Annotated in this window: 30 protein-coding genes and 1 pseudogene; 3 read left to right on the forward strand and 28 right to left on the reverse strand. The window is 51.1% G+C overall.

From position 1 onward, the window contains the following. The first annotated feature begins 130 nt into the window (after positions 1 to 130). From DW761_RS01930 to DW761_RS20955, 3 genes are all read left to right on the forward strand, one after another. On the forward strand, positions 131 to 496 hold the full coding sequence (locus DW761_RS01930; protein WP_117516269.1) for a hypothetical protein: 366 nt from the start codon (positions 131 to 133) through the stop codon (positions 494 to 496). Between the two features lie 46 nt (positions 497 to 542). Beyond that, positions 543 to 1,004 (forward strand): hypothetical protein, encoded by a 462-nt coding sequence (locus DW761_RS01935; RefSeq protein WP_117516270.1) that lies wholly within the window; start codon positions 543 to 545, stop codon positions 1,002 to 1,004. Between the two features lie 165 nt (positions 1,005 to 1,169). Continuing rightward, entirely contained in the window at positions 1,170 to 1,337 is a 168-nt protein-coding gene (locus DW761_RS20955; protein ID WP_158552723.1) for a hypothetical protein, read from the forward strand. A gap of 85 nt (positions 1,338 to 1,422) precedes the next feature. Here DW761_RS20955 and DW761_RS01940 read toward each other — a convergent pair whose 3' ends face one another. The 28 genes and pseudogenes from DW761_RS01940 to DW761_RS02075 all read right to left on the reverse strand — a co-directional run. After that, positions 1,423 to 2,436 (reverse strand): C45 family autoproteolytic acyltransferase/hydolase, encoded by a 1,014-nt coding sequence (locus DW761_RS01940; RefSeq protein WP_117516271.1) that lies wholly within the window; start codon positions 2,434 to 2,436, stop codon positions 1,423 to 1,425. Positions 2,437 to 2,878: 442 nt separating this feature from the next. After that, complete coding sequence (locus DW761_RS01945) at positions 2,879 to 3,490, reverse strand: hypothetical protein (RefSeq protein WP_117452572.1); 612 nt, start codon at positions 3,488 to 3,490, stop codon at positions 2,879 to 2,881. Further along, positions 3,490 to 4,158, reverse strand: coding sequence for a PTS transporter subunit EIIC (locus DW761_RS01950; RefSeq protein WP_117516272.1), 669 nt, complete (start codon positions 4,156 to 4,158; stop codon positions 3,490 to 3,492). Before DW761_RS01950 ends, DW761_RS01945 begins: the two co-directional genes overlap by 1 nt. Next, positions 4,118 to 5,599: a recombinase family protein gene (locus DW761_RS01955; RefSeq protein WP_025483343.1), complete on the reverse strand. Its 1,482-nt coding sequence runs from the start codon at positions 5,597 to 5,599 to the stop codon at positions 4,118 to 4,120. Before DW761_RS01955 ends, DW761_RS01950 begins: the two co-directional genes overlap by 41 nt. An 84-nt stretch (positions 5,600 to 5,683) precedes the next feature. Beyond that, on the reverse strand, positions 5,684 to 5,860 hold the full coding sequence (locus DW761_RS01960) for a hypothetical protein (protein WP_015563782.1): 177 nt from the start codon (positions 5,858 to 5,860) through the stop codon (positions 5,684 to 5,686). Positions 5,861 to 5,963: 103 nt separating this feature from the next. Continuing rightward, a complete protein-coding gene (locus DW761_RS01965) occupies positions 5,964 to 6,227 on the reverse strand; it encodes a hypothetical protein (RefSeq protein ID WP_233513001.1) in 264 nt (87 codons plus the stop codon). A 147-nt stretch (positions 6,228 to 6,374) separates the two neighbouring features. After that, the gene (locus tag DW761_RS01970) at positions 6,375 to 6,797 is read right to left on the reverse strand and encodes a sigma-70 family RNA polymerase sigma factor (protein ID WP_117516274.1); all 423 of its coding nucleotides are present in this window, start codon (positions 6,795 to 6,797) and stop codon (positions 6,375 to 6,377) included. 667 nt (positions 6,798 to 7,464) lie between these two features. Continuing rightward, positions 7,465 to 7,947 (reverse strand): hypothetical protein, encoded by a 483-nt coding sequence (locus DW761_RS01980; protein WP_117516275.1) that lies wholly within the window; start codon positions 7,945 to 7,947, stop codon positions 7,465 to 7,467. A 22-nt stretch (positions 7,948 to 7,969) separates the two neighbouring features. Further along, the gene (locus tag DW761_RS01985) at positions 7,970 to 8,377 is read right to left on the reverse strand and encodes a DUF4259 domain-containing protein (RefSeq protein ID WP_117516276.1); all 408 of its coding nucleotides are present in this window, start codon (positions 8,375 to 8,377) and stop codon (positions 7,970 to 7,972) included. Positions 8,378 to 8,443: 66 nt separating this feature from the next. Then, positions 8,444 to 8,680, reverse strand: coding sequence for a hypothetical protein (locus DW761_RS01990; protein ID WP_015563776.1), 237 nt, complete (start codon positions 8,678 to 8,680; stop codon positions 8,444 to 8,446). Between the two features lie 5 nt (positions 8,681 to 8,685). Further along, positions 8,686 to 10,602 (reverse strand): immunity protein Imm33 domain-containing protein, encoded by a 1,917-nt coding sequence (locus DW761_RS01995; protein WP_117516277.1) that lies wholly within the window; start codon positions 10,600 to 10,602, stop codon positions 8,686 to 8,688. A 459-nt stretch (positions 10,603 to 11,061) separates the two neighbouring features. After that, the gene (locus DW761_RS02000; protein WP_233513002.1) at positions 11,062 to 12,468 is read right to left on the reverse strand and encodes a relaxase/mobilization nuclease domain-containing protein; all 1,407 of its coding nucleotides are present in this window, start codon (positions 12,466 to 12,468) and stop codon (positions 11,062 to 11,064) included. Between the two features lie 101 nt (positions 12,469 to 12,569). Beyond that, positions 12,570 to 12,860, reverse strand: coding sequence for a CD1845 family protein (locus tag DW761_RS02005; protein ID WP_015563774.1), 291 nt, complete (start codon positions 12,858 to 12,860; stop codon positions 12,570 to 12,572). Positions 12,861 to 13,016: 156 nt separating this feature from the next. Continuing rightward, a complete protein-coding gene (locus tag DW761_RS02010; protein ID WP_002578766.1) occupies positions 13,017 to 13,367 on the reverse strand; it encodes a plasmid mobilization protein in 351 nt (116 codons plus the stop codon). Continuing rightward, the gene (locus DW761_RS21125) at positions 13,364 to 13,519 is read right to left on the reverse strand and encodes a hypothetical protein (protein ID WP_015563773.1); all 156 of its coding nucleotides are present in this window, start codon (positions 13,517 to 13,519) and stop codon (positions 13,364 to 13,366) included. Before DW761_RS21125 ends, DW761_RS02010 begins: the two co-directional genes overlap by 4 nt. 11 nt (positions 13,520 to 13,530) lie before the next feature. Then, positions 13,531 to 14,280, reverse strand: coding sequence for a hypothetical protein (locus DW761_RS02015; RefSeq protein ID WP_199485572.1), 750 nt, complete (start codon positions 14,278 to 14,280; stop codon positions 13,531 to 13,533). Between the two features lie 222 nt (positions 14,281 to 14,502). Next, positions 14,503 to 14,856 carry a cysteine-rich VLP protein gene (locus tag DW761_RS02020; RefSeq protein WP_117516279.1) on the reverse strand — a complete coding sequence of 118 codons (354 nt, stop codon included), beginning with the start codon at positions 14,854 to 14,856 and terminating at the stop codon, positions 14,503 to 14,505. A gap of 174 nt (positions 14,857 to 15,030) precedes the next feature. Next, positions 15,031 to 15,753, reverse strand: coding sequence for a DUF4366 domain-containing protein (locus tag DW761_RS02025; RefSeq protein WP_117516280.1), 723 nt, complete (start codon positions 15,751 to 15,753; stop codon positions 15,031 to 15,033). Between the two features lie 2 nt (positions 15,754 to 15,755). Then, positions 15,756 to 16,007 (reverse strand): DUF4315 family protein, encoded by a 252-nt coding sequence (locus DW761_RS02030; RefSeq protein ID WP_025483358.1) that lies wholly within the window; start codon positions 16,005 to 16,007, stop codon positions 15,756 to 15,758. Positions 16,008 to 16,020: 13 nt separating this feature from the next. Then, a complete protein-coding gene (locus DW761_RS02035) occupies positions 16,021 to 17,751 on the reverse strand; it encodes a C40 family peptidase (protein WP_117516281.1) in 1,731 nt (576 codons plus the stop codon). Further along, complete coding sequence (locus DW761_RS02040) at positions 17,732 to 20,101, reverse strand: VirB4-like conjugal transfer ATPase, CD1110 family (RefSeq protein WP_394336543.1); 2,370 nt, start codon at positions 20,099 to 20,101, stop codon at positions 17,732 to 17,734. Before DW761_RS02040 ends, DW761_RS02035 begins: the two co-directional genes overlap by 20 nt. After that, entirely contained in the window at positions 20,049 to 20,444 is a 396-nt protein-coding gene (locus DW761_RS02045) for a PrgI family protein (protein WP_117516282.1), read from the reverse strand. The genes DW761_RS02040 and DW761_RS02045 overlap by 53 nt, the downstream gene beginning before the upstream one ends. A 62-nt stretch (positions 20,445 to 20,506) precedes the next feature. Then, a complete protein-coding gene (locus DW761_RS02050) occupies positions 20,507 to 21,568 on the reverse strand; it encodes a DNA cytosine methyltransferase (protein ID WP_117516283.1) in 1,062 nt (353 codons plus the stop codon). Further along, positions 21,565 to 22,143, reverse strand: coding sequence for an MT-A70 family methyltransferase (locus DW761_RS02055; protein ID WP_117516284.1), 579 nt, complete (start codon positions 22,141 to 22,143; stop codon positions 21,565 to 21,567). The genes DW761_RS02050 and DW761_RS02055 overlap by 4 nt, the downstream gene beginning before the upstream one ends. A 2-nt stretch (positions 22,144 to 22,145) precedes the next feature. Then, positions 22,146 to 22,937, reverse strand: coding sequence for a DNA-methyltransferase (locus tag DW761_RS02060; RefSeq protein ID WP_117516285.1), 792 nt, complete (start codon positions 22,935 to 22,937; stop codon positions 22,146 to 22,148). 14 nt (positions 22,938 to 22,951) lie between these two features. After that, positions 22,952 to 23,818 (reverse strand): VirB6/TrbL-like conjugal transfer protein, CD1112 family, encoded by an 867-nt coding sequence (locus tag DW761_RS02065; protein WP_117516286.1) that lies wholly within the window; start codon positions 23,816 to 23,818, stop codon positions 22,952 to 22,954. 11 nt (positions 23,819 to 23,829) lie between these two features. Then, a pseudogene (locus tag DW761_RS02070) lies at positions 23,830 to 23,910 on the reverse strand (Maff2 family mobile element protein); the annotation flags it as partial. Between the two features lie 90 nt (positions 23,911 to 24,000). Then, positions 24,001 to 25,002: recombinase zinc beta ribbon domain-containing protein (locus tag DW761_RS02075; RefSeq protein ID WP_117516304.1), on the reverse strand; the 1,002-nt coding region annotated here is incomplete at its 5' end.

Consider the following 25,002-nt stretch of genomic DNA (forward strand, 5'->3'; position numbering starts at 1 on the left):
GCTTCTAGTCTTAATAGTAACAGAATTGATTTTAGAATCAAGAAATATTTATAAAAAAAGTTAAATTCATGAAATAATAGATTAGAAAATGTTATAATAGTGCTATATAAAAACATAGGAGGAGCGTAAAATGGCGTATAATTTTTATATTAAGAGAATTGATTCAAGAAAGGGAAAAGCAATCACTTTAGAGGGAATAGAACATATTTTAAAAGAAATGTCTCATGAGTACACTATTGATCAAACAGGAATTATCACGACTAAAACACCTGATGGATTTGAGATGAGTATCAATATAGGACCATATCTAATTTATGAAGGAGTGAATTCAAATCGAAAGATTTGTATTTATTTTAATCAAAAAGAACCTTGGTTCAATGTAGAAAGCGAAATGGATTTATTGCCAATCATTGATCTAGCCGAAAAACTAAATGCTGTTGTGGAAGGTGATGAAGGTGAAGTATATACGAAAGAAATGATTTTGAAAGGTAGGTAATCCCTATAAAAAAATTAAAATAATTATCGTCTGTCTACTTACCATTATGATCTCAGCATGTAGTTCCAATCCTAAAGAATATGCATTTGATTTAGCATTTGAGGAATTAAAATTCCCAAGTGGTATTTATTATAAAGACCATATTTATTGGGAAATGGCACGAAAGGTGGATAAGGAAGAAGGAGAAAAAATTAGTACTTTAAAATCAGTGGCAAAAGAAAACTTCTTTCCTAGTAGCGAGCTTATGGGTACCTATGATTTAGAAAATTGTATTGATCAAGAGATTTATCAAAAAGATGATACTTTGTATTTGAAAACAATAGAGGGTGTTCGTGTTTATCAATATATCACAAAAATGATATTAAATGATGAAGTAAAAGAATTTAAAGTAGAAGAAGGTGTTGACGGTGGTATGTCTGCACCACATTTTGTATATCAGGATATGCGGTACTTTACATATTATGGGCAACCAGTAGATAATTTTGATTCTTTCAAAGAAGTTGGATAAACTAAGGAAAAATATGCTGTCGCAAATAAAAACTTAAAACCAGTGAAATTGGTAGACGTGCCTTATATCAATTAACTTCTATAAATTCTTATAGAACAAGTCATATATGCTATTTATCAGAAAAATGATTTGTTTAGATTATCAAGTAAATAAGGAGATTTTGAAATGCAAGATTATAAAAGTTCAGGTAAATGCTTGTTAGATGAGGATATGAATGAAATCAATTTTAAAGAAAAATTAGAAGAAATACTAAATGAAATAAAAGCTGGAAAAAGGAAAACCATATCATTAGCTGAAGCAAGAAAAATCTATGGAAACAGAAAATGGCACTAGTATGCATGGTGTATTCTTTTAGATAAATGCAAATAGAAAAATAAAAATCCCGCTATACTAAGTGATTGCATAACGGGATTTTTTTCTATATAAAGTTTAATCGCTTATCTTCCACAAATCGTTTTCTACTTGGGTTTCCTTCACAACGATAGATTTTCTTATTTTTAATATCATAAATACAAGACCAAACAGTATCAGCATTTGTTCTTCGATCATACTGGCACATGAAACCATATTTCCCGGACAATATATCTTTGATCAGCTCAAAAGAGTAAGTATCTGTTTTCGATAAAGTATGTTGTGCTGTTTCATATCGTTCATGACTTCGCCAATCATCTATATTTTTTGGTTGATATTTTTGCATTTCATCTGATGTGAAACAATTGGCGGTTGCGACAAATGGATTTCTTTGTTTTTTAGGACAAATTTCTATTACTTTTTCAGGATTGCATTCTATAATTACCATTTCACCAGTGGCATCCATCATAGTAATCGTCTGTGCAGAACCTATGGGAACTTTTTTGATAAATGTGATTGCTTCTTTTACACTCTTACAATGTTCTAAGATATAACGAACAAGCATACCTGCATGAAGTCCTGGTTTTCTTACACTTGGTGTCGGGCATATAAAAGTTAGACCTACAGCTAATCCATAAGCATTCATGCCATCTTCCATTTGGGTAAATGCAGTCGTATTCCCAATGAAAGGAATAAATCCATCGTAACAATAATAACAACTATCATATTGCTTTTCTAAGCTTACCAGAAAATCACTGTTCCTGCCAAATAACATATGTTCATCATCCTTACACGCCATACAGGTACAATGATTATCCATTGTGAAACAATACATACCTAACAAGAAAGTATAAAAAATATCTTTTGAAATATGCGCACCATCACAGATTCCATTGATTTCTTCCAATATTTCTGGATAGTATTTTTGATAAATTGGAATACAATCATTCACAAAAGCCTTTCTCTTTTCATCATAGGCAAAGCTTATATTCTTTTCTAAATCTATTTTATTTTTGTATAACAAAGCTCCCCATCGATGCCCTGCATCATAATGGTTCTTCATAAATCTTGAATGATACATCTCTTATTTCCTCCTGTTTTATGAAGTGAGCTCAACTTCAATTAAAGAATAACAGAATAAAAATTTATATACAAGGCTTTCTACTAATGTAACAAAACTGAGGAAATATAATATGAAATGAAAGAAATTATTGGTCTAATTTATTATTTCAAATGAAAAAGGAAATAGGGAAATTATTTCCCGGAAAATAATCAAATCAAAAAGAGTTGTTTGTGCCTTAAAAGAATGTTATCATGAATATAGCTATATATTGATAATATAACTAAATATCATAAGAAACAGGAGGATAAGAAAAATGAAAAATTCTAAGATAGGATGGTACTTATTATGTCTATCTGTAGGCGGTATATTAGGAATTGCAACGTGGAATTTGATTGGTTAAATCTATAATACATAAGAAAACCAGGAACCTATATAGGAATTCCTGGTTTTGTTTATCTAATTAAAACTGCCATCCATTAAATTTAAAGGCTGTATCTGATACATTTTCTGGATCATATTCCTCCAGAATCTTAGCGTAGCGTTCTTTATAATCGTTATCAATTTTTGCCTGTGGGATAACCTTGCTGGCTTCATTTAAGAAGTGGAAGGAATCTCTTCCCATTGCCTGTCCACGCTGTGTATGTTTATCAAGTGCATAATCAGGAATTTCAGGCAATTTGCCCATAGCGAAGCTTTTGATACAGATATTTTTCAATAGGTCACTAGAACGATCTTTCTCAGATGAACACATATAACGAATTGCATGAATGAAATAAATTGTACGATCATTGTCCGCATAATCAAAATTCAATCTCATTTGTGATAACGCATTGACTACAACAGCAGCCATTGGATTACCCATTCCAATATCTTCTACAGAAATGGTAAGTAAACGTCGCCACAATTTTTCTTCCAGTTGAGGAGATGAGATATATAACTCATAAGCGAACATACAAGCTTGTTCCTCTAAGCCTCTACGAATAGATTTTTGTAACGCAGAAATTACTTCATCACAAGCATAACCATTACGTGTTGTGATTTTTGACCATGGGTCATACATTTGTTTTGCCATTATTCAAAGCCCTCCAATTCTTCTTCTACTTCTTCTGCTTCTTTTGTTAATTCCATCTTTTCATATACTTTAAAGAATGGATAGTAAATTGCCACACTTAATGCAATTAATACAAACATAAAGATTACATTTTTAAAATCTGAACCAGACATCCAAGCTTGTACAAAGAATGGAATAAAGCTTGGATCTGCGACATAACCTCTTGCGATGACACCTAATTCTTGTGCATAATAGCCCAAAACAACACAAATACTAGGAATCAAAATATATGGAATACCTAAGATTGGATTAAATACCATAGGCACACCGAATGTAATTGGCTCATTGATGGAACAAACACCTGGCACAACAGAGATACGTGCAAGTGATCTAAATTTAGCACTTTTGCTTTTCCACATCAGGATAATTAATCCAAGGGTACCACCAGCACCACCTAACATTGCATAACGGAATAACTGTAGATTCATAGAAGTAACAGCGCTAGCACCTGCAGCAATTGCTTCTGCATTGGCAGCTGTACCATTTAATCCAATCATAAATACAATAGGGAATACAACAGTTGTTCCATTGATACCTAAGAACCATAAACTATTTTTTACAAAGGCATAATGCCAAGTGAAACAGGCTTTAGATTTTCCAGTGGATTGTAACGCTCTCACTGGTTGCATCAATGTGGGATATGAGAATATCAACCACCTTGCGCTTATCGTCAAAACTCACGGACTCCCAATCGTTGAGGTAATTCGTGATACAGTCAATTTGCGTGTCCGAAACGGAATTAGCGGTGAGATCGGCCACCAGCTTTAACTGCTTTTGCCGTTCTGCGTCCAGCTCCTCGATCCTATTGTTTGCGTATTGCAGGAGCAGCGGGTTTGCCCCGGACAAAGTGTCCAGAAGTTTCTCAATCTCGCTTTCCGTCTTTGCCAGGGCAACACGGGCGGCGGTCAGTTTGGGGTTATAGCCCGGTTCCTTGCCGCCTTTCAGCGTGTGATACTTCCGCATTTTCTCCACCATCTCGCCATACACAAAGGACTCCATGCTTTGCGCCGTCAGCGTACCGGCACCCTCGCAGCTCCCGTTATCGGCCCGCTGCTTGCACCGCAGGTAAGTAACGCCGTTTTGGGCTCTCAAGCCCACCAGAGCATAGCCGCAGCGTCCGCACTTGATTTTCCCGGCCAGCCAGGTATTGTGGCATTTGCGGCCATTCTGGAATGAGGTGTTTTGTGACAGCTTACGCTGGACGGTCAGCCAAAGGCTGGAGGGGATGCGCCCCTGGTGGGGAGCGATTACAAGGATTTGTTCTTCACCCTCCCGGCCCTGGTAGAGATAGCAGCTATTGTCCCCCGTGAACATTTCCGGGGGGCTTTCGATTTTTACGCCCTGGGCTTTGAAGTATTCGTAGATGTCCATATCGGCTTGGACATAGACCGGGTTTCTCAGCAGTTTCGAGATAAAGGCCCGTTGCAGGGCTTTTCCATAGACATCAATGGAGTTTTTGACAAAGTACCGGGTTATATCGCCGTAGGAGCTGCTCGGCTCCGCATACATCTGGTACATCAGCTCGGCAAAATCCATTTCCGCATTTTCCACCAGCTTCTTTGTCTTGATCCCGTCCATGACGATGGGCTCAGTATCAAAACCGTATGGCGTCCGGCCCCGCATATAGTAGCCTTTGGTACACCGGGAATAAAAAGCGTCCTGCACGCGCATTTGGATGCTTTCCCGTTCCAGCTGGGCAAACACGATACAGATATTGAGCATCGCCCTGCCCATTGGGGTAGAGGTATCAAATTTTTCCGTACAGGACACAAACTCCACATTGTACTGCTTGAACAGCTCCATGAGCTTTGCAAAGTCCACAATGGAGCGGCTGATCCGATCCAGCTTGTAGACGATCACCCGCTTGATGAGCCCCAGCTTGATGTCCTGCAAAAGCCGCTGGAAGTCCGGGCGTTCAATATTCTTGCCGGAGTAACCTTTATCCTTGTACTCCCGGCCCTCACCGCCTTTCAATTCGTAACGGCAAAATTCAAACTGACTTTCAATGCTGATACTGTCCTTTTTGTCAATCGACTGCCGCCCATAAATCGCGTCAATTCTGTTATCCATAATTAGCTCCCTTTCCATAAATGGGAGCCAACCTACAACTATATTATACCTCTAATGCCCCCATGCAACAAGGATGACTCCGGCCTACCCCCTCTGTCCGGCGTACTTTACAAACACATCAAACAGCCGCCGCTCGACCTCACGGCTTCGCTTATCCCGCTCCTGCGGCGGGTAAATGGGGGTAACATTCTTGACGGTGATCGTCCGATCCCCAAGAACGGCAGTTTTGATCTCGCTTTCGTATTTGACCTGTGCCTGCATAAAATACCTCCCTCTTAAAACGGTATGGATAAAGGAAACGGCCAGCACCCGCATAGGGCGCTGGCCGCTTGACGGTGTGACCTCTGGACACTTTGTCCAGAAGTCAATAGGGGCTCCGCTCGTAGTAAGCCGCAGCCTCCTCCGGGGTGGTGTAGTCAAAAACCTCGTGGAGCTCCAGCATGACCTGTTCAATGTCGGCGGGCTTGAAGCCGCACCGCTCCATCGCAGAGATCACATAGCCCCGGCAGGCCCCCTCGCTCCACGGCTGGGAAAGCAGGGCCGCCAATTCTGGATCGTAGTTCATAGAGCGTTCCCCTTTTTCATAAAGATATAGGGGAGCGCCGCGCTCATTTTCTTGCCCCGTCATAAGACAGCATCCTCGGCGGCGGCGCTCCCCCGCAAAGAGGGCGGCGGCCCGGCACTGTGGCCTGGGGCCCCCGCGTCCTCTTTACGGAGAGGGAAAAAACTTCCTCTCATATACCCAGGACAAAAAAGGGGCAAATGGAGATGGTAATTAGAAATTTTCTCTTAAATATTTTTTCATCCGTTTGATGCCGCTTTCCACGGAACAACGGACGGCGCTTTTATCCACGCCCTCCTCGTGGGCAATCTGGCGGTAGCTCTTGCCGAGGATCAAGTGAGCGTCCACCCGGCGGCCCTGGATTTCCGGCAGGGAGTTGAGGGCGTTCCACAGACGGAAAAACATTTCTTTCCGATCCAGGAGCTCCTGGGGGCTGGGCTCGTGCAGACACGCGGAGTATTCGATCCCGTCATCGCAGTCCAGGGAATAAAACGCCTTGTTCCGGGTAAGCCGCCGCTGATAGGCCGCTTCATTCCTCCGGCTGGCCAGAAGCACCTCGGCCACTTCATCGGGCACCTCCACCAGCTCGTCCACTATGTACCAATAATAAAAATCTTTCATATTGATTGTAGTCATAACTTGTCCTCCATTTTGTTTCGGTGGGTTGGTTGATCGGAAACAAAATGGAGGGCTGGCGGGGAGCGGCACCCAGGGGAGCCGCCCCGTACCCCTGGACACTTTGTCCAGAAGTAAGGCAAGCAAAATGCGCTTGCACAGCACAAGGCCGCACAAGCGCATAAAGCGAGGAATTTATTTATATTAGAACAATTTTCGCAACCAATATCAGAATATCCTTGTCCGGTGCCTGGGTTTTTTTTGACAAATTAAGGGCATGGACAAGGCAAAGAAACACGGCGTACCTCCTTTGCCGCCGTGGGTATAAAAAAGCGGCGGCCTTGAAATGATTAGTTTCAAAACCGCCGTTTGACTTCTGCCCCTATTTGAGGCGCATAACAACACAGCCGCCAATCCAACGGTTTTTTTATATGCCGTTTCCGTTGGCGGCCCCCAAACAACTATTAACCTCAAGAAAAAATACAGAAAAGAGAATATAATACGGTGCCGATGCCAAGTAATATATACACTATTCTCAACCCGAACGAATATTTTGCGTCTGGATTTCTCGTTAAGAATTTTGGTAATTTTATTTTGTTGCAGATAAAACCGAATATCACAAAACCTGCACCAATCACAAGCGTTACATATTGCCAATACTCACTTAAAAACTTTTCTATAAACTCCATCACTTACCCATCCAATATTTCAAACAATACTCACTCAATTTTTCATAGTCAAACATATAATTAACGTCCATGAGATAATTTTCCATCATCGCCACGGAACTAATAAGCTGTAAATCTATTTTGCCATCTTCAAGCTGGTCATTCTTTAAGATGAACAGGCTTGTTTTCTTGTCCTGCGTCATTTCGGAATTAGTCTTTTTGCAATAAATAGGTTCATCAATCCAATCCCATTTAGGATCTACGGGAATAAGTACGATTTCAGGAATGTTATTATCGTCTATGCCATAGCCCATAAGCCAGTTGTAATATGTATGAACAGTTTTTGTTAGTTTTTTCTTTGTTGTCATTTTCCAGACAACGGCGGTCTGATAATCTTTCCCTGTCTTTTCCTTAAATACTTCCGCTACCTTTTTCATATTTTCTTCTTGTTTAGCGGTCAGCTTTCCTTGCAGCGGCTTAAAAATGTTTCCAAACAATCCCATGATTTTTCACCTTTCCTTTTTGTTATTGTTGCAGTCGTTTTTGCATTGAAAGTTTATCCTCTTTCCATGCTTCATACAATTCCTCGTTTTCTTCCCACAATTCTCTTAATTCAGAATTATCAGAAAGAATGGCACCAATAGCCGTTACTGCTTTTTGTTTGAGGGGAGAAAAGTCAAAACATTTTTGTGAACTTGTCCACTCAAAATAATCTTCCTCATCACACCTATACACAAAGCTGTTTATTACGCTGTCAATAACGGCCGCTGATACTAAAGCGTAATGCGCTTCATCATAGCCGATATATTCAGCCTGTATAACCTCATCAAAATATCTTTCCATATCGGCAATTATGTCTGATGATCCTTTAAGGTCAATCAAAGCGTCATACGCAGTATCATCATCAAACACACCATAATTCCATGCGCCCATATATCCTCCTTTATCTACCGGGCCACTTCTGGACAAAGTGTCCAGAAGTCCGCACCTAGGGTGTTCTTATAGTACATCTTCATGCCAGATTTGACGAAGCGTAATTCCTTTTTCAAAGGTTTCCTCTGTGCCATCTTCAAAATGGACTTCAACCCGAATAGCTTCTTCATTCTCGTCATTTTCCGATTGATTAACCCAGTCAACCCATTCGATTATTGGAGATAGTTCATCATTGTCCCTAACAATTCGATACCCTTCTCCCAGATTTTCAGATAAAACATCTTCAATTTTATCAAGCTGCATTGTCATTAACTCCTTTCCGTTTCATCATCTTCAATTTCAATCCATTCCCCGGTTTCGTCTTTCTCCATACACGTGCCATAAGGCAAGGACAACAGGGGCACTACGGTTGGGTCAATGCGGCAAATGTCTCGAATATCGTAAAAGCCGCCGTTTTCGTCATCTTCAATTTCATCGTCATCATCGGAAAAGAACCCCCAGCCGGTGTCCCAGCCCCATTCCTCACGCTCCGGCGCTACCCGTTCTGCCACCTTGATTTTATAACCCTCTTGAGCGATACGGTCAGTTGCATAGCAGAATAGGGGACCGTCCCAATCGGGAATGATAGGCGGCTTTCCATCGGCGGCACGTGCAACACGCAGTTCGGGATCATCTTCAAATTCTGCTTCCAAAAATTCTTTTAACCGCTTATCCAAAATTGCACTTATCGCCTGGTAGCTTTCCTCGGTATAAGGCAAAAGCAAATATGCGGCTTCTTCCTCCTCAATGCTATTCCATGTATGGTCTTTCAAAACAGCCAGAGCGCAATCACGGTAGTCCCGAAGATAGCCATAGGGGTTTGAGCGATTGTCCTGGGCATACCATTGAGCAAAGCCAGAGCCTACCCGATCAAAAAATTGTGTGGACAATTTTCCGTCCAGCTTGTCCCGGATAAACACACGCAAGTCGGGGCCATTCCCCGCCCTAACTGCTTCTACCACATTTCGGTACTGGGTAAGAAACGGATTACTCATTTGCCCTCGTTCCATAGCCCAACGCAGATAAACGGCCATAGAGTTGTAAGCGGCCAGTTCATCAACAGGCAAATGTAAATCCCGGATACGTTTTAGATGACTTTCCGCATTATCCATTTCCGCTAAATCATAGCCAATCGTATCTTCATCTGTAATTGCATTAAGGCGCGTGGGGTTAATGACCTCCAAGATTTCGTCCGGACATTTATCTATAAGTTCATCTACACTATTTTCTAACTTAAACTCCATTTCTTCCTTGTAGAGAGGGATAAGCTGATAAAAATTCACTTCGTCCCCGTCGGGGAGAGTGCAGAAGGATGAAGGTTCACCAAACACACCGGGGTTTAATAACATAGCCCCGCACAATTTTGTGCTTTCCGCAAATGGCTCACCGGAACTTATGGTATGTCCCCAGCCAAGCCAAGTATTTCTATCTCTAATAGGCAGGCGGGCAACCCACTTCAAAACATCAATAGGCCAATACCATTTTTCCTCTTGCCAATCTTTCTCCGACAATTTCCAATCCGGGGGAAGATTGATTAAAAGCTCTGCCCGTTCCAATTTTTTCTCTGTTAGTTCCTCTGGCACGTTCATTCTATGAGCGCCCATTCCAAATGTAACAAGGGTATAATAGTTATGATCTTTTCGCGGTGGAATAACGCAGATGTCCAAATGAATACCTGTGGAAACACTTTCGTGAAATACGTAATCATAATGACCGAAATATTTTTCAATGTGTTTCTCTACCGCATCCCAATCGGCCTCGTCATACATTTCGACTGGTTCTTCCGAAAGATACCCCTCACAATCGCTCACCAATTTCTGCGCTTCTGGATTGTCCGGCTCTAATTCCAGCCACCGCTTTCCATATTCAAGAGCAACAGCCGCCGTATCATCTGCCATGAGGTGAGCATATCCCATGCGAGCGTTCCAGTACGGGTCATTTTCTCCCTGTTTCCATACAGTTTCCAAAATGTCAATGGAGTGTTGGATAAGTTCCTTATCTACTTCATCATCATCTCCATGCGCCTTGTGATCTCCCAATACTGCCAAATTGCTATAAGCCCGGCCAAGCAATACGGTCAATTTATATCCACGCTCTTTTTCCGGGATAGCTTCAATGGCTTCAATACACCGGGAAAATTCATCGTTTTTATTCCACTGTTCAAGTTGTTCCAGCAAATTGTCCATACCATAATCCTCCTCCAGTTGACGTTTTCAAAACAAAAAAGCGTTTCTATCCGCGCAGAAAACTGCCTTGATAGAAACGCTTATATATACCAATATTATTGGGGGCATGACAAAAGCCCGATGCTACATAGTTATAGCACCGCTCCGCTTGCTTGCTTGCTTTAGGATGGCAGAAGTCATGTTGCTTGTCAACCCCTTTTTGAAAAGTTATTTATAGACATTATAGCAGAACATTTGAAGTATGGCAATATTCTTTTTGGAATGTTCGCCCCCTGCACTATCCGCTCCAAAGCGCCTGTTTTTCGGGTTTGCACGAAACGGCAAGCAGGGCAGGTGTGCCCACACCTGCTATTTTTGCGTGGCCGGTAGCCCCGCAAAAATGCTTGTTGGGGAGCTCCCCAAACCCGCTGGACTTCTGGACACTTTGTCCAGAAGTCCTTATTGTCTGCGGCCCCGGCGCTACCGCTCCTGGGCCTTATCTTCCCGCCCTTCTGGATAGCAGCGCAGGAAGTCGATGTTGCCCTTGACCGCCACAGCCTCACGCATATCCGCCTGGGCTTTGCGGTACTCGGCATAGAGGGCCTTTTTCTTTTCAGAGAGCTCACGCCGCCGCTTTTTCAGCGCGTCCATCTTTGGGAGTTTTGCCCCGTCCAAAAGCTCACTCATGGCGGCCTTTGCCGCCCGATAGTCAGAAAGCTCCGCCTCGTGCTGGGCCAGATATTTTTTAGAATACCGGGCCGCCTTGTAGCCGTCAAACACGGGCCTCGTCTTTGCGTACTGCACCACCGCCCCCATGAGCTGGGAAGTATGGGAGAGGGCGGCCTCGGTGTCCCGCAGCTCCCCGGCCAGGGTGTGAAAGCGATCCACCGCCGCCTCGGTGGTGGCCTCCAGCGCCGCATAGTCGGTCAGCCCATGCTCCCGGAGATACAGGAGCGCGGCGGCCATCTGTTTGAGGTTGTAGACCTTCGCCCACCGTTCATAGGCCGGGCCTTTGCCCTGGGCCAGCCGATTTTGAATGTCGATGATGAGATCGACGCGCCGGGGCGGGGGCGGGCCATCCTTTGGCAGCTCCGGGATCGGGCGCTCCCCGGCGATCACCGCCCGGATGTCCTCCGGGTCAAAGCCCAGGCCCAGGGTGGACGAGCGCAGGCGGGTGGGCTTATCCTGCCCAGGGGTCAGGAATGAGATCACCCCGCCTCGGCCATGCTTCACCGCAAAGCCGGACTCCTCCATGAGCCGCAGGAACGCCGCAAAGTCGGCGGGCTGTTTCCCCAGGGCCTCCACGATAGCCAGCCGCACCCGCTGCTGGGCCGAGGGCGGGCGTTCCCCGATCCATTGGCCGTAGTGGAGAAAGCGGTCCTTGCTGTGGAGCTTCGGGTTTTGGATCACAGACAGATCATGCTCCAGGCATACCCGGTCAGAGAGCCGCCGCAGGGCTGCCGCCGATCTGAAAAAATCCCGGAATTTCCCGGTATAGTCCAGGGTGGTGGAATTGTAGTAAATGTGATTATGGATGTGCTGGCGGTCTGTATGGGTGGCAACGAAAAAGGCGTGCTTCCCCTTTGTCCAGCGCATAGCCGTTTCATAGCCCACCCGGTTTGCCTCCTCCGGGGTGATCTCTCCAGGACGGAAGGACTGCCGGATCTGATAGCACAGCACATCCGCATCCCGCCGCTGCTCCCGGCCCGTGACGGCTTTGTACTTTGCCTTTGCCAGCAGAAACTCGGCATCGGCTGTGCGGTGGTCGCACTCATAGGCGGAAATGAGCTCCCCGCCTTGGGTTTTCTCCGGGTTTTGGCCGTAGTCGAAACGGTCTTTCAGCGATTGGGCAACAGTTTCCCCCTTGCTGATATGGTGGGTGATCAAGCGTGTTGTGGCCGTAGGCTCACCTCCTCCAGATAGACGAAAAGCGGGCGGCGGGAAAATCCCCGCCGCCCGGCACTTCTGGACAAAGTGTCCAGAGGTCATCAGCTAAACATAAAATCCTGCAAAGCGTATTTCACCCCATACAGGCGCTCCAGCAGCCACTCCCCGATGGCCGGGAGCCCAAAGGGGGAAACCAAAAACGCCAGCACCAGCATGGCAATACACCCGGTATGCAGCCCTGCGAAAAAACCGCAGGCCGCCAGCAGAACGAAAACCGTACACGCCAGCCAGCAGAGCGCCCCTGCGATGCAGGAGAGGAACGAGAGCACCGCCACAGCGAGGATCAGCGCCAGAACAAAGGGGGCCGCGATGATTTTCAAAATGATACGCATGGTTCATACCTCCTACAAAAGTTTGCTATTTGCCTCTATATGTATATTATAACTCAGTAAGAGGGGGCCAACAAGGATGACTCCGGCTGCCCCCACCTCTGGACAAAGTGTCCAGAAGCCGGGGCAGCCGGGGAGCGTTGCGCTCCCCGGCAAGGGTTAAAGCTCCACCACCGCCGACAGCTTTTTGAGCAGGTCGGACAGCGGCTCCCACAGGGTTTCATAGTCCCGCTGGAGGGCCTTGATCTCCTCCGGGTAAATGCCGCCGTAGGTGTTCGCCTGGATCGCCACCTGGTTTAGATTGTTGGAGCACCGCCGCTGGAGTGATACCAACTCCCGGACGGGCGAAAGGTCAACATGGAGCACATAGCCGTTGAGCGCCATTTTCCGCACATAGGCCCCCAGGTTACGGACACCCGCCTCGGCCATGCGCTCCCGGATCAGCGCCAACTCCTCCTCGGACACCATCACATGAAGATGGACAGGGCGGCGGCGCTTTTTCTGGCTCACCGTTCCTCGCGCTCCCGGCTCCGATAGGGGCGGGGCGGCTCCTTTACCTTGTCCAGCGGCTTTTCCTCCTCCGGGGGCTGGGGGGAGCCAAACACGCCGCACAGCCTTTTCATTTCCAGGTCGGCCCGATCCTGTTCCCTCTGTTTTTCCATACACATACCTCCTAACGCTCGCCCCTATCGGGGGCTTTCTTTTTTGGAGCCTCCGGCTCCCGGTGCTCCAGGGCCTCCCGCTGGGCGGCCTTGATTTGTTCGGCAATCGGCTGTTTTTCTTTCGCCTGTTTGTGGGCCTTAGCTGCTGCTTGACGCTCCACCCCACGGGCGCGGGCGGTAAGCTGCTCCGGGGTGACATACTCTTTCGCCACATAGCTGCCAAAGTCGGGATAAAACCAGGTCAGCCGCCTTTGTTCCGGGACATGGTGGGCGTCCTCCCATTTGCCTACCACCTGGGCCTGGGCATCCATCTGCCGCCGGATGTCCAGATTTTCACGGGAGGGCCGCAGTTCATAATCCTGCATTTCCCGCTCAGTCAGCGGCTGGGCATAGGTGATGGCACCCCACGCCTGGAACGCCTCACCCGTTACTTCCTGGCGGGTGAAATATAAATCCATGTGGACAGGACGGTTAAAGTAGCTGTTCGGGTAGGTTCCGATGCCGATGGGCCGCTGGGTGGAGTAGTATTTGTAGGTTTCCTTGTCCGGGGCCTGCTCTACCTCAAACACATGATAGCGCCGCTGATAGTCCTCAGCCCGGTTGTGAAAATCCCGTTCTGCCATATCCGGCTCGTTGTGGTAGTGGCCCCAAAAGAAGTCCCGGTGTCCGTCCGGCTCGTTGAATTGCCATGTCACATAGGGATTGGGGGCTTTGGGGTTTTCCCCCAGGACAAAGCCGCATTTGTTGTCAAACAGGATCATGCGGCGTATCACATAGCCTTGATTTTCTTCCAGAATACCGCCTCCTTGTCATAATCAAATAGGCCGCCACCTCTGGACAAAGTGTCCAGAAGTGACAGCGCGGGGATGTGGAAAGCATTTGGCTAAAACGGGGGTAGGTCATAGAAACATACGGCCCACCCCAAAACCGGCCCCGGAAAGCCTTGTGATCAGCGGGTTTTCCGGGGCCTAATTTTCCACATATCACCTCCGCTTTTTTCGCATATAGTCCCGCTTTTGCCGCCGCAGAGCGATCCGGGCGCAAGCCTCGGAGCAGTAGGCCATGCGTCCATCCACAGGGACAGCCCCGCCGCAGATGGGGCAGGGCTTACATTCCGGCCTGGGCCCCTCGGTCAAGAGTGCGGCCTCCAACGCCGGATCAAGGGGCAGGACAGCCTCCCGAAAATAGCGGCAGTATGCACCCGTCCAGCATTTGCCGAACATATAGCACTCTTGCTCCAGCGGCAGGCATCCATGTTCCTTGTCATAGTTGGCGCACCACTTCACCACCAGGGTGCGGATTTTCCTTTTTTCCTCGCGGGTCAGTTCACGTGCCAAGCCGTCACCTCCCGGCAGGGGGGTTCAAAAGCTCCCGGTAACAGGACACACAGCCGATCCCCCGCCAGTAGGGGCACCCGGAACACTGGGAGCCTTTGGGCGCTTTGGGGATGGAGGGGGCCAGGGGCCGGGGCTTCTGTTTCATCATTTTTTCGTAGGGGCTATTGGTGAAATTCATCCTTCATCCTCCTCGCTGTTTTCGTCCTCGTCCCAGGGCGGGCCGTCGTCCTCATAGTCCTCCTCGCCGTAGTCCTCCTCCGGCTCGGCGGCCTGCTGCTGTTTGGGCCGGATCACCTTGAAATAGAACGCGGCCCCGCCGCCGATCCCGGCCACCGCCAGGATGAGAAGGAGCGTCCCCATCTTGCCGCCTGTTTCCGGCTCCTCCGCAGGCTCCTCGGTTTCCGCAGACTCCGGGGCAACGCCCACGCATTTTCCCATATTGACAGCGCAGACGGCACAATCTGTATTGACGGCCCCCACCACGCATTTTTCAGAGCAGGCGCACACCGCCTGTTCCACGCCAGCGGCCTCGGCTGCGGCCAGCAGGTCGGCCTCGTCCACCACATTCAGAAAATAGGTTTCGTACTGTTCGCCCTCCTCGTCCACGGGCTTGTCGTAGTCAATGACGAAATAGAATGTAGCCCCGCCGCTGGTCTGGACGGTGATAAACTGCTTGTTGGTGTTTTCGTCATAGAGCAGGTCGCGGGTCACAAAACCGCCCTCCTCCGAAAAGCCCTGGCCGGGCTCTATGGTAGGCTCCGGCTCCGGGGCCAGGGTTTCCATTGTGGGATCGCCGTAGTCCTCATACTCGCCGCCCCCAGCATAGGCGGTGGTGCTGAATCCGCATAAAAGAACAGCGGCGCAAAGCGCCGCCGTCAAAGACTTCCATCGTTTCATATTCAATTTTCCTCCTTTTCCATAGGCCCCGACTTCTGGACACTTTGTCCAGAAGTACCCTCCCGGAGCTGCTGAAGCACCAGGGGTAGCTCCTCCAGGGAAATGCTCAGACCCCGCACGATGTCCACGATCTCGCTGTTTTCCGCCTCCAGCTTGTTTTTCTCCAGCTCCTTGAGCCGGGCCTGCTGCTCGTTGATTTTGGCCTTGACCTTTTCGATCTCGGCCTGGATTTTTTGGCTTTTGCTTGCCGCCATAGAGTACCTCCAATCATGGTAAACGCCCGTAGGCGTAGAAATGGGACTGCCAGTAGCTTGTATTCAAATTCGCGTAGCTGATGGGATCGCCCGCATGGATCATCATCCCGTCCCCCACATAGATACCACAGTGGGAAACGCCGCTTGTATCATAGGTGCCCTCAAAAAAGACCAGATCGCCGGGGCGGGGCGCGCTGGTGGGGGTGCAGATGTTGTAGAGCCCCTGGGCCCCCAGGCGGCCCACATCCCAGCCGGAGTGATTGATCACCCAGGATACGAAGCCGGAGCAGTCAAAGGAAGTGGCGGGGGAGCTGCCGCCCCACACATAGGGATAACCCAGGTACTTTTCCGCCTCGCCCAAGATAGCCGCAAAGGTTTCATCGTCCAGATATTCCTCCGGCACATCGTAGTCGGCGGGCGGTTTCGTGTATTTGTCCACATACCCGGACTCCGGGAACAGGTCGGGCCGGTTGCCCAGGCTGGACATATAGAGGGCATACCGGGCCAGCTCCTCCTCGCCCATAAGCTCCAGGGGGAGATGGGAAAGGTTTTTGTTTTCCAGCGTCACATAGCAGATATACCAGTTATACGGGACTTCCACCTCATAATCGTTGCCCTCGCTGTCTGTGCGGGTTTCCGTCCGGTAGCGCACCTCCACCACCACATCCTCGGTGAGAATGTATTGGCGGTCAAAGAGCATTTCCAGGGTGCCCTGTACCTGGGCAAGCGTCCATTCCCCCTCTTGAAGCACAGAGAGGATGGAGATGAGCACATAGGGATCGTGTTCAATCCCGTCCAGGTCAAAATGGTATTCGTCATAGTCGTGGGTGCTTTCGTAGGTGTCCAGGTAGTTTTGCAGCTCCGCCTCCATATCCGCATAGGCGGCCTCAGCCCCCAGGATGTCCTCATCCTTTGATGGATAGGTGGTAGCGCCCACGGCCCCCGCGCCGGAGTTGCCAAACATCACCAGGGAGGACGAACAGGACTGCATGATAAAGAGCAGGAGCACACAGGCCAGGGCCAGGAGCACCCCCACGGGATGCCGCTTGATGAAGCCCACCGCCTGGGCTCCGGCTCTTTCCGTGGCGGCGGCAGTCTGTTTTGCCGCCTTTGCCGCCCCAGCCCTGGCGGTCTGCCGTGCCTGCTTGCGGTATTGCCGTTTCTGCCAAAACCGTTTCCAGGCATTTTTCTCCAGCTCCGGGTGCTCCTGGGCCGCCACGCGGAACTGATGATCCGCCGCAGCCTTGATATATTTGGACTCCGCCCGCTGGACAGCCTTTGCCGGGTGTTCCCGGATTTTCTTCTTGACGAAGCGGGAGCCATGCCGCAGGGCGGTTTCACCCGCCAGCTCGGAACGGTGGGCTCCCTCGGTGCCCACATTCTCCTGTTCCACCTCAAAGAGCTTGCCATGCACGAAGCCGTGAACCGTACCGCCAGCGGCCCGGCCCACCCGCCTCACCGGGCCGGGCTTTTTGGGTGGCTTCTGCTTTGCCAGCTTATCTTTGGCCGCCTCCAGCTTTTCCCCGCGCTTTTCCATACGGAGCTTGGACGCGGCGGCCTGTTCCTGCTGGCTCTTTTGCCGAAATTTTGACTTCTGGACACTTTGTCCAGAGGTGCCGCTGTCCGCAGCCCCAGCATCACCTGGGGAGCCGCCCCCAGCGGCCTCGCCAGGATCGGCGGTGCTCTCCCAGGAGCCTGGGCGTTCCATTGGCTCTTGTTTTGGCCTATTCGGTTTTCGCTTCATTCTTCAAATCCTCCGGGCGGGTGGTGAGCAGGTTGTAAATCTCCCCTTTGGGGAAACGGTCAACAAAGGGGATGGTCACATCCCCATAGAACAGCAGGCCCTCGCCGGAATTGCTGTGGGTGATATAGGAAAGCTGGTGCTCGGAAATGCCGAGCTGCTTTGCCAGGATCGCCCGGTCACTTTGGGCCTGGGCCAACAGGATCATAAAGTCGGTGTTGTCCAAAATGGCCTCGATCTCCCGGCTGGCTAACAGGTCTTTCACATTCTGCGTAAGTGCGCTGGGGACGCAGCCCTTTTTGCGGAGCATCTTCCACACGGCCACAAAGTAGCTGGCGGTGAGGGCATCCCGGAGCAAAATGTGAAACTCGTCAAAGTAGCACCAGGTCGAAATGCCGTTGTGGAAATTCACGTTGACCGCCGAAGTGACAAAATCGTTGGTGATGTGCATGGCGATCTTCCGCAGGTTTTCCCCCAGCCCTTTGAGGACGATGCACACCACGCGGGCGGTCAAGTCCACATTGGTCGGGTGGTTGAACAGGTTGAGGGAGCCGGTGCAGTAGAGCTCCAGGGCGGTTGCCACCCGCCGGGCCTCCGGCTCCGGCTGTTTCAGAAGCTCCTCATACAAGTCCTGGAGCAAGGGCGGCTTGCCGTCCCCGATCCCCAGGGCCATATCCCGGTAGATGAGCCGCACACAGCGGTCGATCACCGTCTTTTCGATAGGCTGTAAACCATCCTTGCCGCCCACCACCAGCTCGCACAGGGACAACAAAAAATCCGCTTTCATGGAAAGCGGGCTCTCGTCCTCGTCTATATCCAACCGGATGTCCATAGGGTTGATATGGTTGGGAGAACCGGGGGCGATCTCAATGACCTGCCCGCCCAGCCGCCGCACCAGAGGGGCATACTCGCCCATTGGATCGACGATCAAAATTCTGTCCTGGGGGATGGTGAGGAACACGTTTAGGAGCTCACGCTTTGCGGCAAAACTCTTGCCGGAGCCAGTAGAGCCCAGGTACAGGCCGTTGGCCGATTTCAGCTTTTTCCGGTCAGCCATGATGACATTGTGGGAAAGGGCGTTCATCCCGTAATAGAGGGACAGCCCCGCCATCCGCAGCTCCCGCGTCATAAAGGGAATGAAAATCGCCGTGGAGCTGGTCGTCATGCCCCGCTGGATTTCCACCTCGTTATAGCCCAGGGCCAGGGAGGACACAAAGCCCTGCTCCTGCTGCCAGTCCAGCCGCTTCAAGGCACAGTTATATTTCTGTGCGATGCCGCCCACAGTGAAAATATCATTTTCCAGCCGCTGGCGGGTGAGAGCGATATTCACCACCGTAAAGGTTAAGAGGAACATCCGCTCGTTGCGGGATTGCAGGTCGGCCAGCAGCTCCGCCGCGTCTTTGGAAAAGGTAATGAGGTCGGGGGGCAGGATGTCGGGATCATACCCGGCCCGCACCGCCTTGCGCTGTTCTTCCACCTTCATTTTTCCAATGTCGGACAGCTTGCCTTTTACCGTTTTAATGGCCTTGAGCTGATCCACCGTCTGAATGTGCAAGGTGACGGTCAGCTCCGCGTCCAGCTCCAGGATTTCCGCCAGGAGCTTGTCGGAGAGCTCCGAAGCCATGATCTGCAAATAGGAAGCCGCACCCCAATACTGGCCCACCCGGAACAGGCGGGACTGCCGAAAGTCGAAGCTGTCCGGCGCGATATAGTCTTTGGTACCCAGCCCTGTTTTGGGAATGTCCTGCCAGGAGAAGCGGAACGGCTCCCGGCTGCCGGGGTGCATCTGGCTGTGGAGCAGGGCCAGCCGCGCCCGCCCGTCCAGGGGCTCCGAGGGCACTCCAAGCCGTTTGAGGTTGCCTGTCACATCGGCCTCCACACGCTCCAGCCGGGGCCGGGCCTCCCCGATCCCATCGGCGGGGAGGCCAAAGGTGATATACTTGGAACGCTCGATCCCGTTGTTTGACCGGGCGATCTGGTTTTTTAACATCCCGGTAAATTCAGCCCGGACGCTGTTGAAGTCATCCTGGGCCTGGGGGATGTTCACCCGGTATTTGTTCCGGGAACGGGAGCGGCAGTTGATAAAGGAGAGCTGGAACGGCAAAGAGGTGTCAAAGTAGTTGAGGAACGAGCTCCAGCCGCCGAAAATCGCCGTCTGATCCTCGGTGCTTGCCACGGAATAGTTGATGTCCTCATATTCCACCGTCTTTGTATAGAGCCCGCCGGGGAGCTGGCACACCCCGTCCGGGTGCATCACCAGATAAGGGATCGTCTGCTGGGCAGACAACGCAGCTTTCCGGTCAGCGGCCTTTCCGGGGCCGCGCTTTTGATTTTTTGCTTTCTGCAATCGCATCCTCCTTTCCCGCAGCGCCCCGCTGGGTGAACGGGGCGTAAATGTTTTCGGTTCGGTAGGGCCTCACCCCAGGCCGCAGGAAACGGGCCCGGATGATGTTTCGCACCACCTTTTCCAGCGGGAGCCCGTCTTTCTCATACATAGCCAGCAAAAACGCGGGGAGCGCCACCGCCATCATAAGGAACATGGCCCCGGTGTTGCCGATGGAGCTGCGGGCCAGCAGGTAGGACGGGACGCCCACCGCCGCCGCGATCCCGAAGCACACAAGCTGGCGTTTCGTCAGATTAAAGGCAAGTTTGGTTTTGACCTTTGATAAATCGTTGGGAACATTTACATAGGGAATTTTTAGTCACTCCTTTCCGGCCCGGCCACCTCTGGACACTTTGTCCAGAAGTCCAGGCAGTTTTAACGCAGGGCCTCCGCGATCCCCGCCATGATATACTCCGCGCAGGGCAGGGCGATGGCGTTGCCCAGGGCCTTGTACCGCTGGGACGCGCTGATCTCCCTGCCATCGGCCCCGTACTTCGTCCACCCCTCCGGCAAGCCCATCAGCCGCTCACATTCCAATTCCGTAGGGAAACGAATACAGCCGCCCGCCGGATCGTCCTCGTACCAAAAAGCGAACGGCGTCACCGTACCGGCTAACAGAGTGGGAAAAGGGTCAGTTGGAAATCCGAAGCTGTTTTGGAACGCTGTTTGTTCCCCCTCCTTGGCGGCCCCCCGCATACGGAACCCTTGAAAGGGTCTGGTGACGGGTACGCGCCCCCCTGTTTCAAGAACAGGGCCTCGATCTCCGCCGGGGGCGGGCAGCCCGCCCGCTGTGCAAGGCGCAGGAAGTGGGAGCATTGGGCGGGGCTTAAACAATATTGCGGGAGCACGCCGCCCTCCAAAGTCTGCCACAAGAAAGACGCGCTGGCGTCGGGCCAGACGGGGCCTTGCCCAGTGTTGGGCGTCCAGGAGCCGCCATGCGAGATCGGGGCATCCCCCTCGCACCATTCCGGCGTTTGCCCATCTTCCCGAAGCAGGCATTGAAATTCCGGTGTTTGTGAAAGCGGATAGGACGGCTCTAAAGTCCATCCGGTCATTTGAAGAAAACGCTCCCATGACGTTTTCCCAAACAGAGATAACTGGATATAGATCATTGGTGGCCTTTCTCATTTCTTGAATGATACGGATGGCGTGAAAAAACAGGCCGGACTTGGTGCCGTCCAGCCCCTCACGCCTGCCGATCTGTGAAAGATTTTGACAGGGGGAGCCAAAGGTCAGCACATGGACAGGCGGGATGGCCCCGCCGTCCAGTTTGGTGATGTCCCCCAGGTGGGCCATATCCGGGAAGTGCCGCCGGGTGATAGAGATAGGGGCGGCCTCGATCTCGCTTGCCCACAGGGGGCGGATGCCGCACCGCGACGCCGCCAGGGGGAAAACCCCGATCCCGTCAAACAGGCTCCCCAAAGTGAGCCCGCTCACAAGCCCTCCTTTTGATCCGCTGCTTCTGGACACTTTGTCCAGAAGTCCGGGATCGTGGGCTCCACCTCATTTCCCCACACATCCCAGCCGGGCGGGGACTGTCTTGCGAACAGCTCCACACGGGGCAGATCGCCCATAAGGGCCACGATCTTTTCACGGGCCTCCTCCGGCTTGCGGCTGTGCTCCCGGACGGGGGAAATGATAAACTGGTGAATATTCGCCGCCTGCCGTTTGGGGTGTCCCCGTGTCGCCAGCAGGCAGACCTCCGCGTTGCCCCGTGTCCAAAAGCCCAGGCCGTAAAACCAGCCGGGGGACTTGCGGTTTTGTTTGAGCCAGACGAAAGCCACGCTTTTATAAGTGAAGCCCCACGCCTGGATCAGCCGCAGGGCCTCCGGGAGCTGCGGGAATGTGGCCCACAAAAAAAGCGCGCTGTCCTTGGCCGCAAGGTCGGCCACAGGCAACGCACATAGCTCCGATATGCTCATGGTTGGGTAATGGTTTTCCGCCGCCCCCTGTACCTTTTTCGCTGTGTAGCGCCAGGGGGGATCGGCATAAATGATAGAATAGCGTCCGATAGTTAAACTCCTTTCTCCCCAGCCTCCACCGCTGCCCGCGCCGCACGGATGCGCTCGCTGGCGGCGGCGTAGTAGGCCGGGACGGTTTCAAAACAAATAAAGCGGCGGCCTGTGTTGAGGGCAGCCACCGCCGTTGAGCCGGAGCCAGCGCAGATGTCCGCCACCACCTCGCCGGGCCGGGTATAGGTCTTGATGAAATACTCGCACAGCTCCACAGGTTTTTGCGTGGGGTGGATGGTACGCTGGACGGTGGGAAAGGCCAGCACATTTCCGGGAAAGCGCAGGCCGTCCTCCGAGCCGCTGCCGGAGCGGATGAATTTTCCGTAGTTGGTGCTGTCCCCACGGTTGCCCGCGATTTTCTTGTAGGGCTTACCTTGTTCAAACTGCGGATTATAAAGCGGAAGTTTCTGATAGAACACCAGAATGTTCTCCGTCTTTTTCAGCGGGGCCCGCCTCGCGTTGAGGAAACCTGTGCACCGGCTCTTGTACCACACCCATTCATAGCGGAGCATGGGGAGGTTGGAGGCCCCCAGCACCTTATCATAGGGGCACTGTGCGAAGAACAGCACCGCCCCCTCCGGCTTGACGGCCCATTTCACCGCCTCCCACAGCTCCGGGAGGGGCAGCGGCACATCCCAAAAGTTCCGGGTGGTGCCATAGGGCGGATCGGTCAAGAGCATATCCACCGAATGACGGGGCAGAGAGCGCAGCCCCGCGATGCCGTCTTGCAGGAACAGGCCCTCTGGGGATTTCTGGACACTTTGTCCAGAGGTATCGAATGTCGTTTTTTCCATTGAAGCGCCTCCTCTCAATGCGCCCCGAAGATGCGCTGGGCGATGCCGCCCGTCTTAAACAGCATAAAGCAGAGCAAAACCGTGTAGCCCACAATGCCCCAAATCGCCCCAATGGGATCTCCGCTGGTGACGATCCCCTGGACGAGCACCGCATAGATGGCAACACACACCAGAATGAGCATCCCTTGAAAGCCCACGGCGAACAGGGAACGCAGATAATTCTGGCCCGTCTGCCCCACCTCCCGGTGGGCCAGGGTAGCCATAGGGATGGGGGCCAAGCTGGTCAGCAAATAGATTTCCAACATCCTGCCATAGACCAGTACAAAAATGACAATGCCCAGCGCCCACATGGTCACACCGATAAGAGAGGATTGGAGCCACAGGCCGAGAAGCGGGCCCAACTCCATGCCCTCCAGGGTGGTTTCCAGCTCCGCCATCATATCCGGCGTAATGTCCGTGGAGCCCTGGATGAGCCCGCCCGCCTGGGCGATCACAGACTGCGACACATCGAACACCGCCATCACGATATTAAAGGTATTGGACAGGATGAGGATGGCACAAGCCGTTTTGAACATCCATTTATAGATATTCGCCACATCAAACTCGTGCATATTGTTCTTTTCCAAAAGCATCTGTATCAGCTCATAGGTGGCAACAAAGGTCAGCACCAGACCGGCAATCGGTAAGATCACCGTTTCGGAAAGCTGGCGTATAAGGGAGAAAACCCCGGCGTTCCAGGCCGCCGGGGTAGTCCCCACTTGTACCGCGATCTCCCCGACCTGGGCGTTGACGTAATCGGTGAGCCCCTCCAGGTTGCCCATGATCCCGCCAATCAGCAGCTCTTTGAGCCAGTTCGTGAGCCAGTCGGTGAGAAAATCCATAAGCCGCTACCTTAAAACAGACCGGACAGCAGGGGGATCAAGGTGGTGCCCAGCAGGATGATGCCGCCGCCCGCCATGAGCTGTTTTATCCCCAATTAGGTGTAAAACTCTGCTCGATGGCGGGCGGCGGCGTACAAAAAATCTATATGGTATTTTTAAGAGAACCGTCCCGGCGGGGCAGGTCAGGCAGTGACCTGTTCCACCTCCGGGATGGGGTTGAGATTAAAATGAATTTCGATAGAAATGTGTCTTGTTTTATCTTCGTCAATGCTCTCATGCACGACGATTTCTTTGATTAAGCGGTTAAGGGTGGCTGCGTCCAGCTCTGTGATGTTGGCGTATTCCTGAATGGCTTCCACCCATTGTTTTGCATCATTGGCAAGCTGGACTTCATCGGACAGCCGCTTTCTGCCCTCGGACACTTTTGTTTTAAGCTCCGTCTGCTCGGTCTGTGTCTTTTCCAGCATGGTGTTGAAATTCTGTTCACTGATACGCCCTGCAATCATATCCTCATAAAGCCGCATTACCATTTTGTCCAGAATCTCAATCCGTTCCTCGTCCCTTGTAAGGGAGCGTTCCATTGCTTCCCGCTGTTCCCGCTGCTCGGCTTCACAGGTATTGGTCAGGCGGTCGGCAACCGCTTCCCCGTCCATCAGGGCAGCTCTGGCACATTCCCGGATTTTCCGCAGCACATGGCTGTAAAGGGTGTCATAGTCAATCCGATGCTGGGTGCAGTGGTTCTTTCCAAAGGCATTGTAGGTCTTGCAGGAATAAATCTGCTGAGGATGTTTTGCGTTTGTGTAGCGTACCGTCAGCGACTTCCCACACTCGCCGCATTTTATCAGTCCGGCAAACAGGCTGATTTCATTGGTCTGCCCCGGACGCTGGCGGGATTTCAGCTTATTCTGCACAATGTCAAAGCTCATGCGGTCAATCAGCGGTTCATGCTGCCCCTCCACCACAATCCAGTCCTCCGGCTTCTTTTCCCCAATCGTGCCGATTTTGAAACGGTAGTCCTTTTTCTGGGAAGCAATCGCCCCGGTGTAGACGGGATTCATCAAAAGGTCTTTGATAACGGAGAAGTCCCACATATACCGTCCTTTTTCTGGGTCTTTCTTTTCCCATTTGGTGCGGGTATTGCGAAGCCCCCGTTCCCGGTTCCACCATGTGGGGCAGGGGATTTT

The organism is Absiella sp. AM29-15 (genome assembly GCF_003434225.1).
Taxonomy (GTDB): Bacteria; Bacillota_I; Bacilli_A; order Erysipelotrichales; family Erysipelotrichaceae; genus Hoskinsella; species Hoskinsella hominis.

What these genes read in the sequence shown, in the direction of transcription:
- DW761_RS01930 (WP_117516269.1), top strand. Translation starts at nt 131, where the DNA reads ATGGCGTATAATTTTTATATTAAGAGAATTGATTCAAGAAAGGGAAAA.
- DW761_RS01935 (WP_117516270.1), top strand. Translation starts at nt 543, where the DNA reads ATGATCTCAGCATGTAGTTCCAATCCTAAAGAATATGCATTTGATTTA.
- DW761_RS20955 (WP_158552723.1), top strand. Translation starts at nt 1,170, where the DNA reads ATGCAAGATTATAAAAGTTCAGGTAAATGCTTGTTAGATGAGGATATG.
- DW761_RS01940 (WP_117516271.1), bottom strand. Translation starts at nt 2,436, where the DNA reads ATGTATCATTCAAGATTTATGAAGAACCATTATGATGCAGGGCATCGA.
- DW761_RS01945 (WP_117452572.1), bottom strand. Translation starts at nt 3,490, where the DNA reads ATGGCAAAACAAATGTATGACCCATGGTCAAAAATCACAACACGTAAT.
- DW761_RS01950 (WP_117516272.1), bottom strand. Translation starts at nt 4,158, where the DNA reads ATGCAACCAGTGAGAGCGTTACAATCCACTGGAAAATCTAAAGCCTGT.
- DW761_RS01955 (WP_025483343.1), bottom strand. Translation starts at nt 5,599, where the DNA reads ATGGATAACAGAATTGACGCGATTTATGGGCGGCAGTCGATTGACAAA.
- DW761_RS01960 (WP_015563782.1), bottom strand. Translation starts at nt 5,860, where the DNA reads ATGCAGGCACAGGTCAAATACGAAAGCGAGATCAAAACTGCCGTTCTT.
- DW761_RS01965 (WP_233513001.1), bottom strand. Translation starts at nt 6,227, where the DNA reads ATGACGGGGCAAGAAAATGAGCGCGGCGCTCCCCTATATCTTTATGAA.
- DW761_RS01970 (WP_117516274.1), bottom strand. Translation starts at nt 6,797, where the DNA reads ATGACTACAATCAATATGAAAGATTTTTATTATTGGTACATAGTGGAC.
- DW761_RS01980 (WP_117516275.1), bottom strand. Translation starts at nt 7,947, where the DNA reads ATGGGATTGTTTGGAAACATTTTTAAGCCGCTGCAAGGAAAGCTGACC.
- DW761_RS01985 (WP_117516276.1), bottom strand. Translation starts at nt 8,377, where the DNA reads ATGGGCGCATGGAATTATGGTGTGTTTGATGATGATACTGCGTATGAC.
- DW761_RS01990 (WP_015563776.1), bottom strand. Translation starts at nt 8,680, where the DNA reads ATGCAGCTTGATAAAATTGAAGATGTTTTATCTGAAAATCTGGGAGAA.
- DW761_RS01995 (WP_117516277.1), bottom strand. Translation starts at nt 10,602, where the DNA reads ATGGACAATTTGCTGGAACAACTTGAACAGTGGAATAAAAACGATGAA.
- DW761_RS02005 (WP_015563774.1), bottom strand. Translation starts at nt 12,860, where the DNA reads ATGCGTATCATTTTGAAAATCATCGCGGCCCCCTTTGTTCTGGCGCTG.
- DW761_RS21125 (WP_015563773.1), bottom strand. Translation starts at nt 13,519, where the DNA reads ATGGAAAAACAGAGGGAACAGGATCGGGCCGACCTGGAAATGAAAAGG.
- DW761_RS02015 (WP_199485572.1), bottom strand. Translation starts at nt 14,280, where the DNA reads ATGATCCTGTTTGACAACAAATGCGGCTTTGTCCTGGGGGAAAACCCC.
- DW761_RS02025 (WP_117516280.1), bottom strand. Translation starts at nt 15,753, where the DNA reads ATGAAACGATGGAAGTCTTTGACGGCGGCGCTTTGCGCCGCTGTTCTT.
- DW761_RS02030 (WP_025483358.1), bottom strand. Translation starts at nt 16,007, where the DNA reads ATGGCGGCAAGCAAAAGCCAAAAAATCCAGGCCGAGATCGAAAAGGTC.
- DW761_RS02035 (WP_117516281.1), bottom strand. Translation starts at nt 17,751, where the DNA reads ATGAAGCGAAAACCGAATAGGCCAAAACAAGAGCCAATGGAACGCCCA.
- DW761_RS02040 (WP_394336543.1), bottom strand. Translation starts at nt 20,101, where the DNA reads ATGCGATTGCAGAAAGCAAAAAATCAAAAGCGCGGCCCCGGAAAGGCC.
- DW761_RS02060 (WP_117516285.1), bottom strand. Translation starts at nt 22,937, where the DNA reads ATGGAAAAAACGACATTCGATACCTCTGGACAAAGTGTCCAGAAATCC.
- DW761_RS02065 (WP_117516286.1), bottom strand. Translation starts at nt 23,818, where the DNA reads ATGGATTTTCTCACCGACTGGCTCACGAACTGGCTCAAAGAGCTGCTG.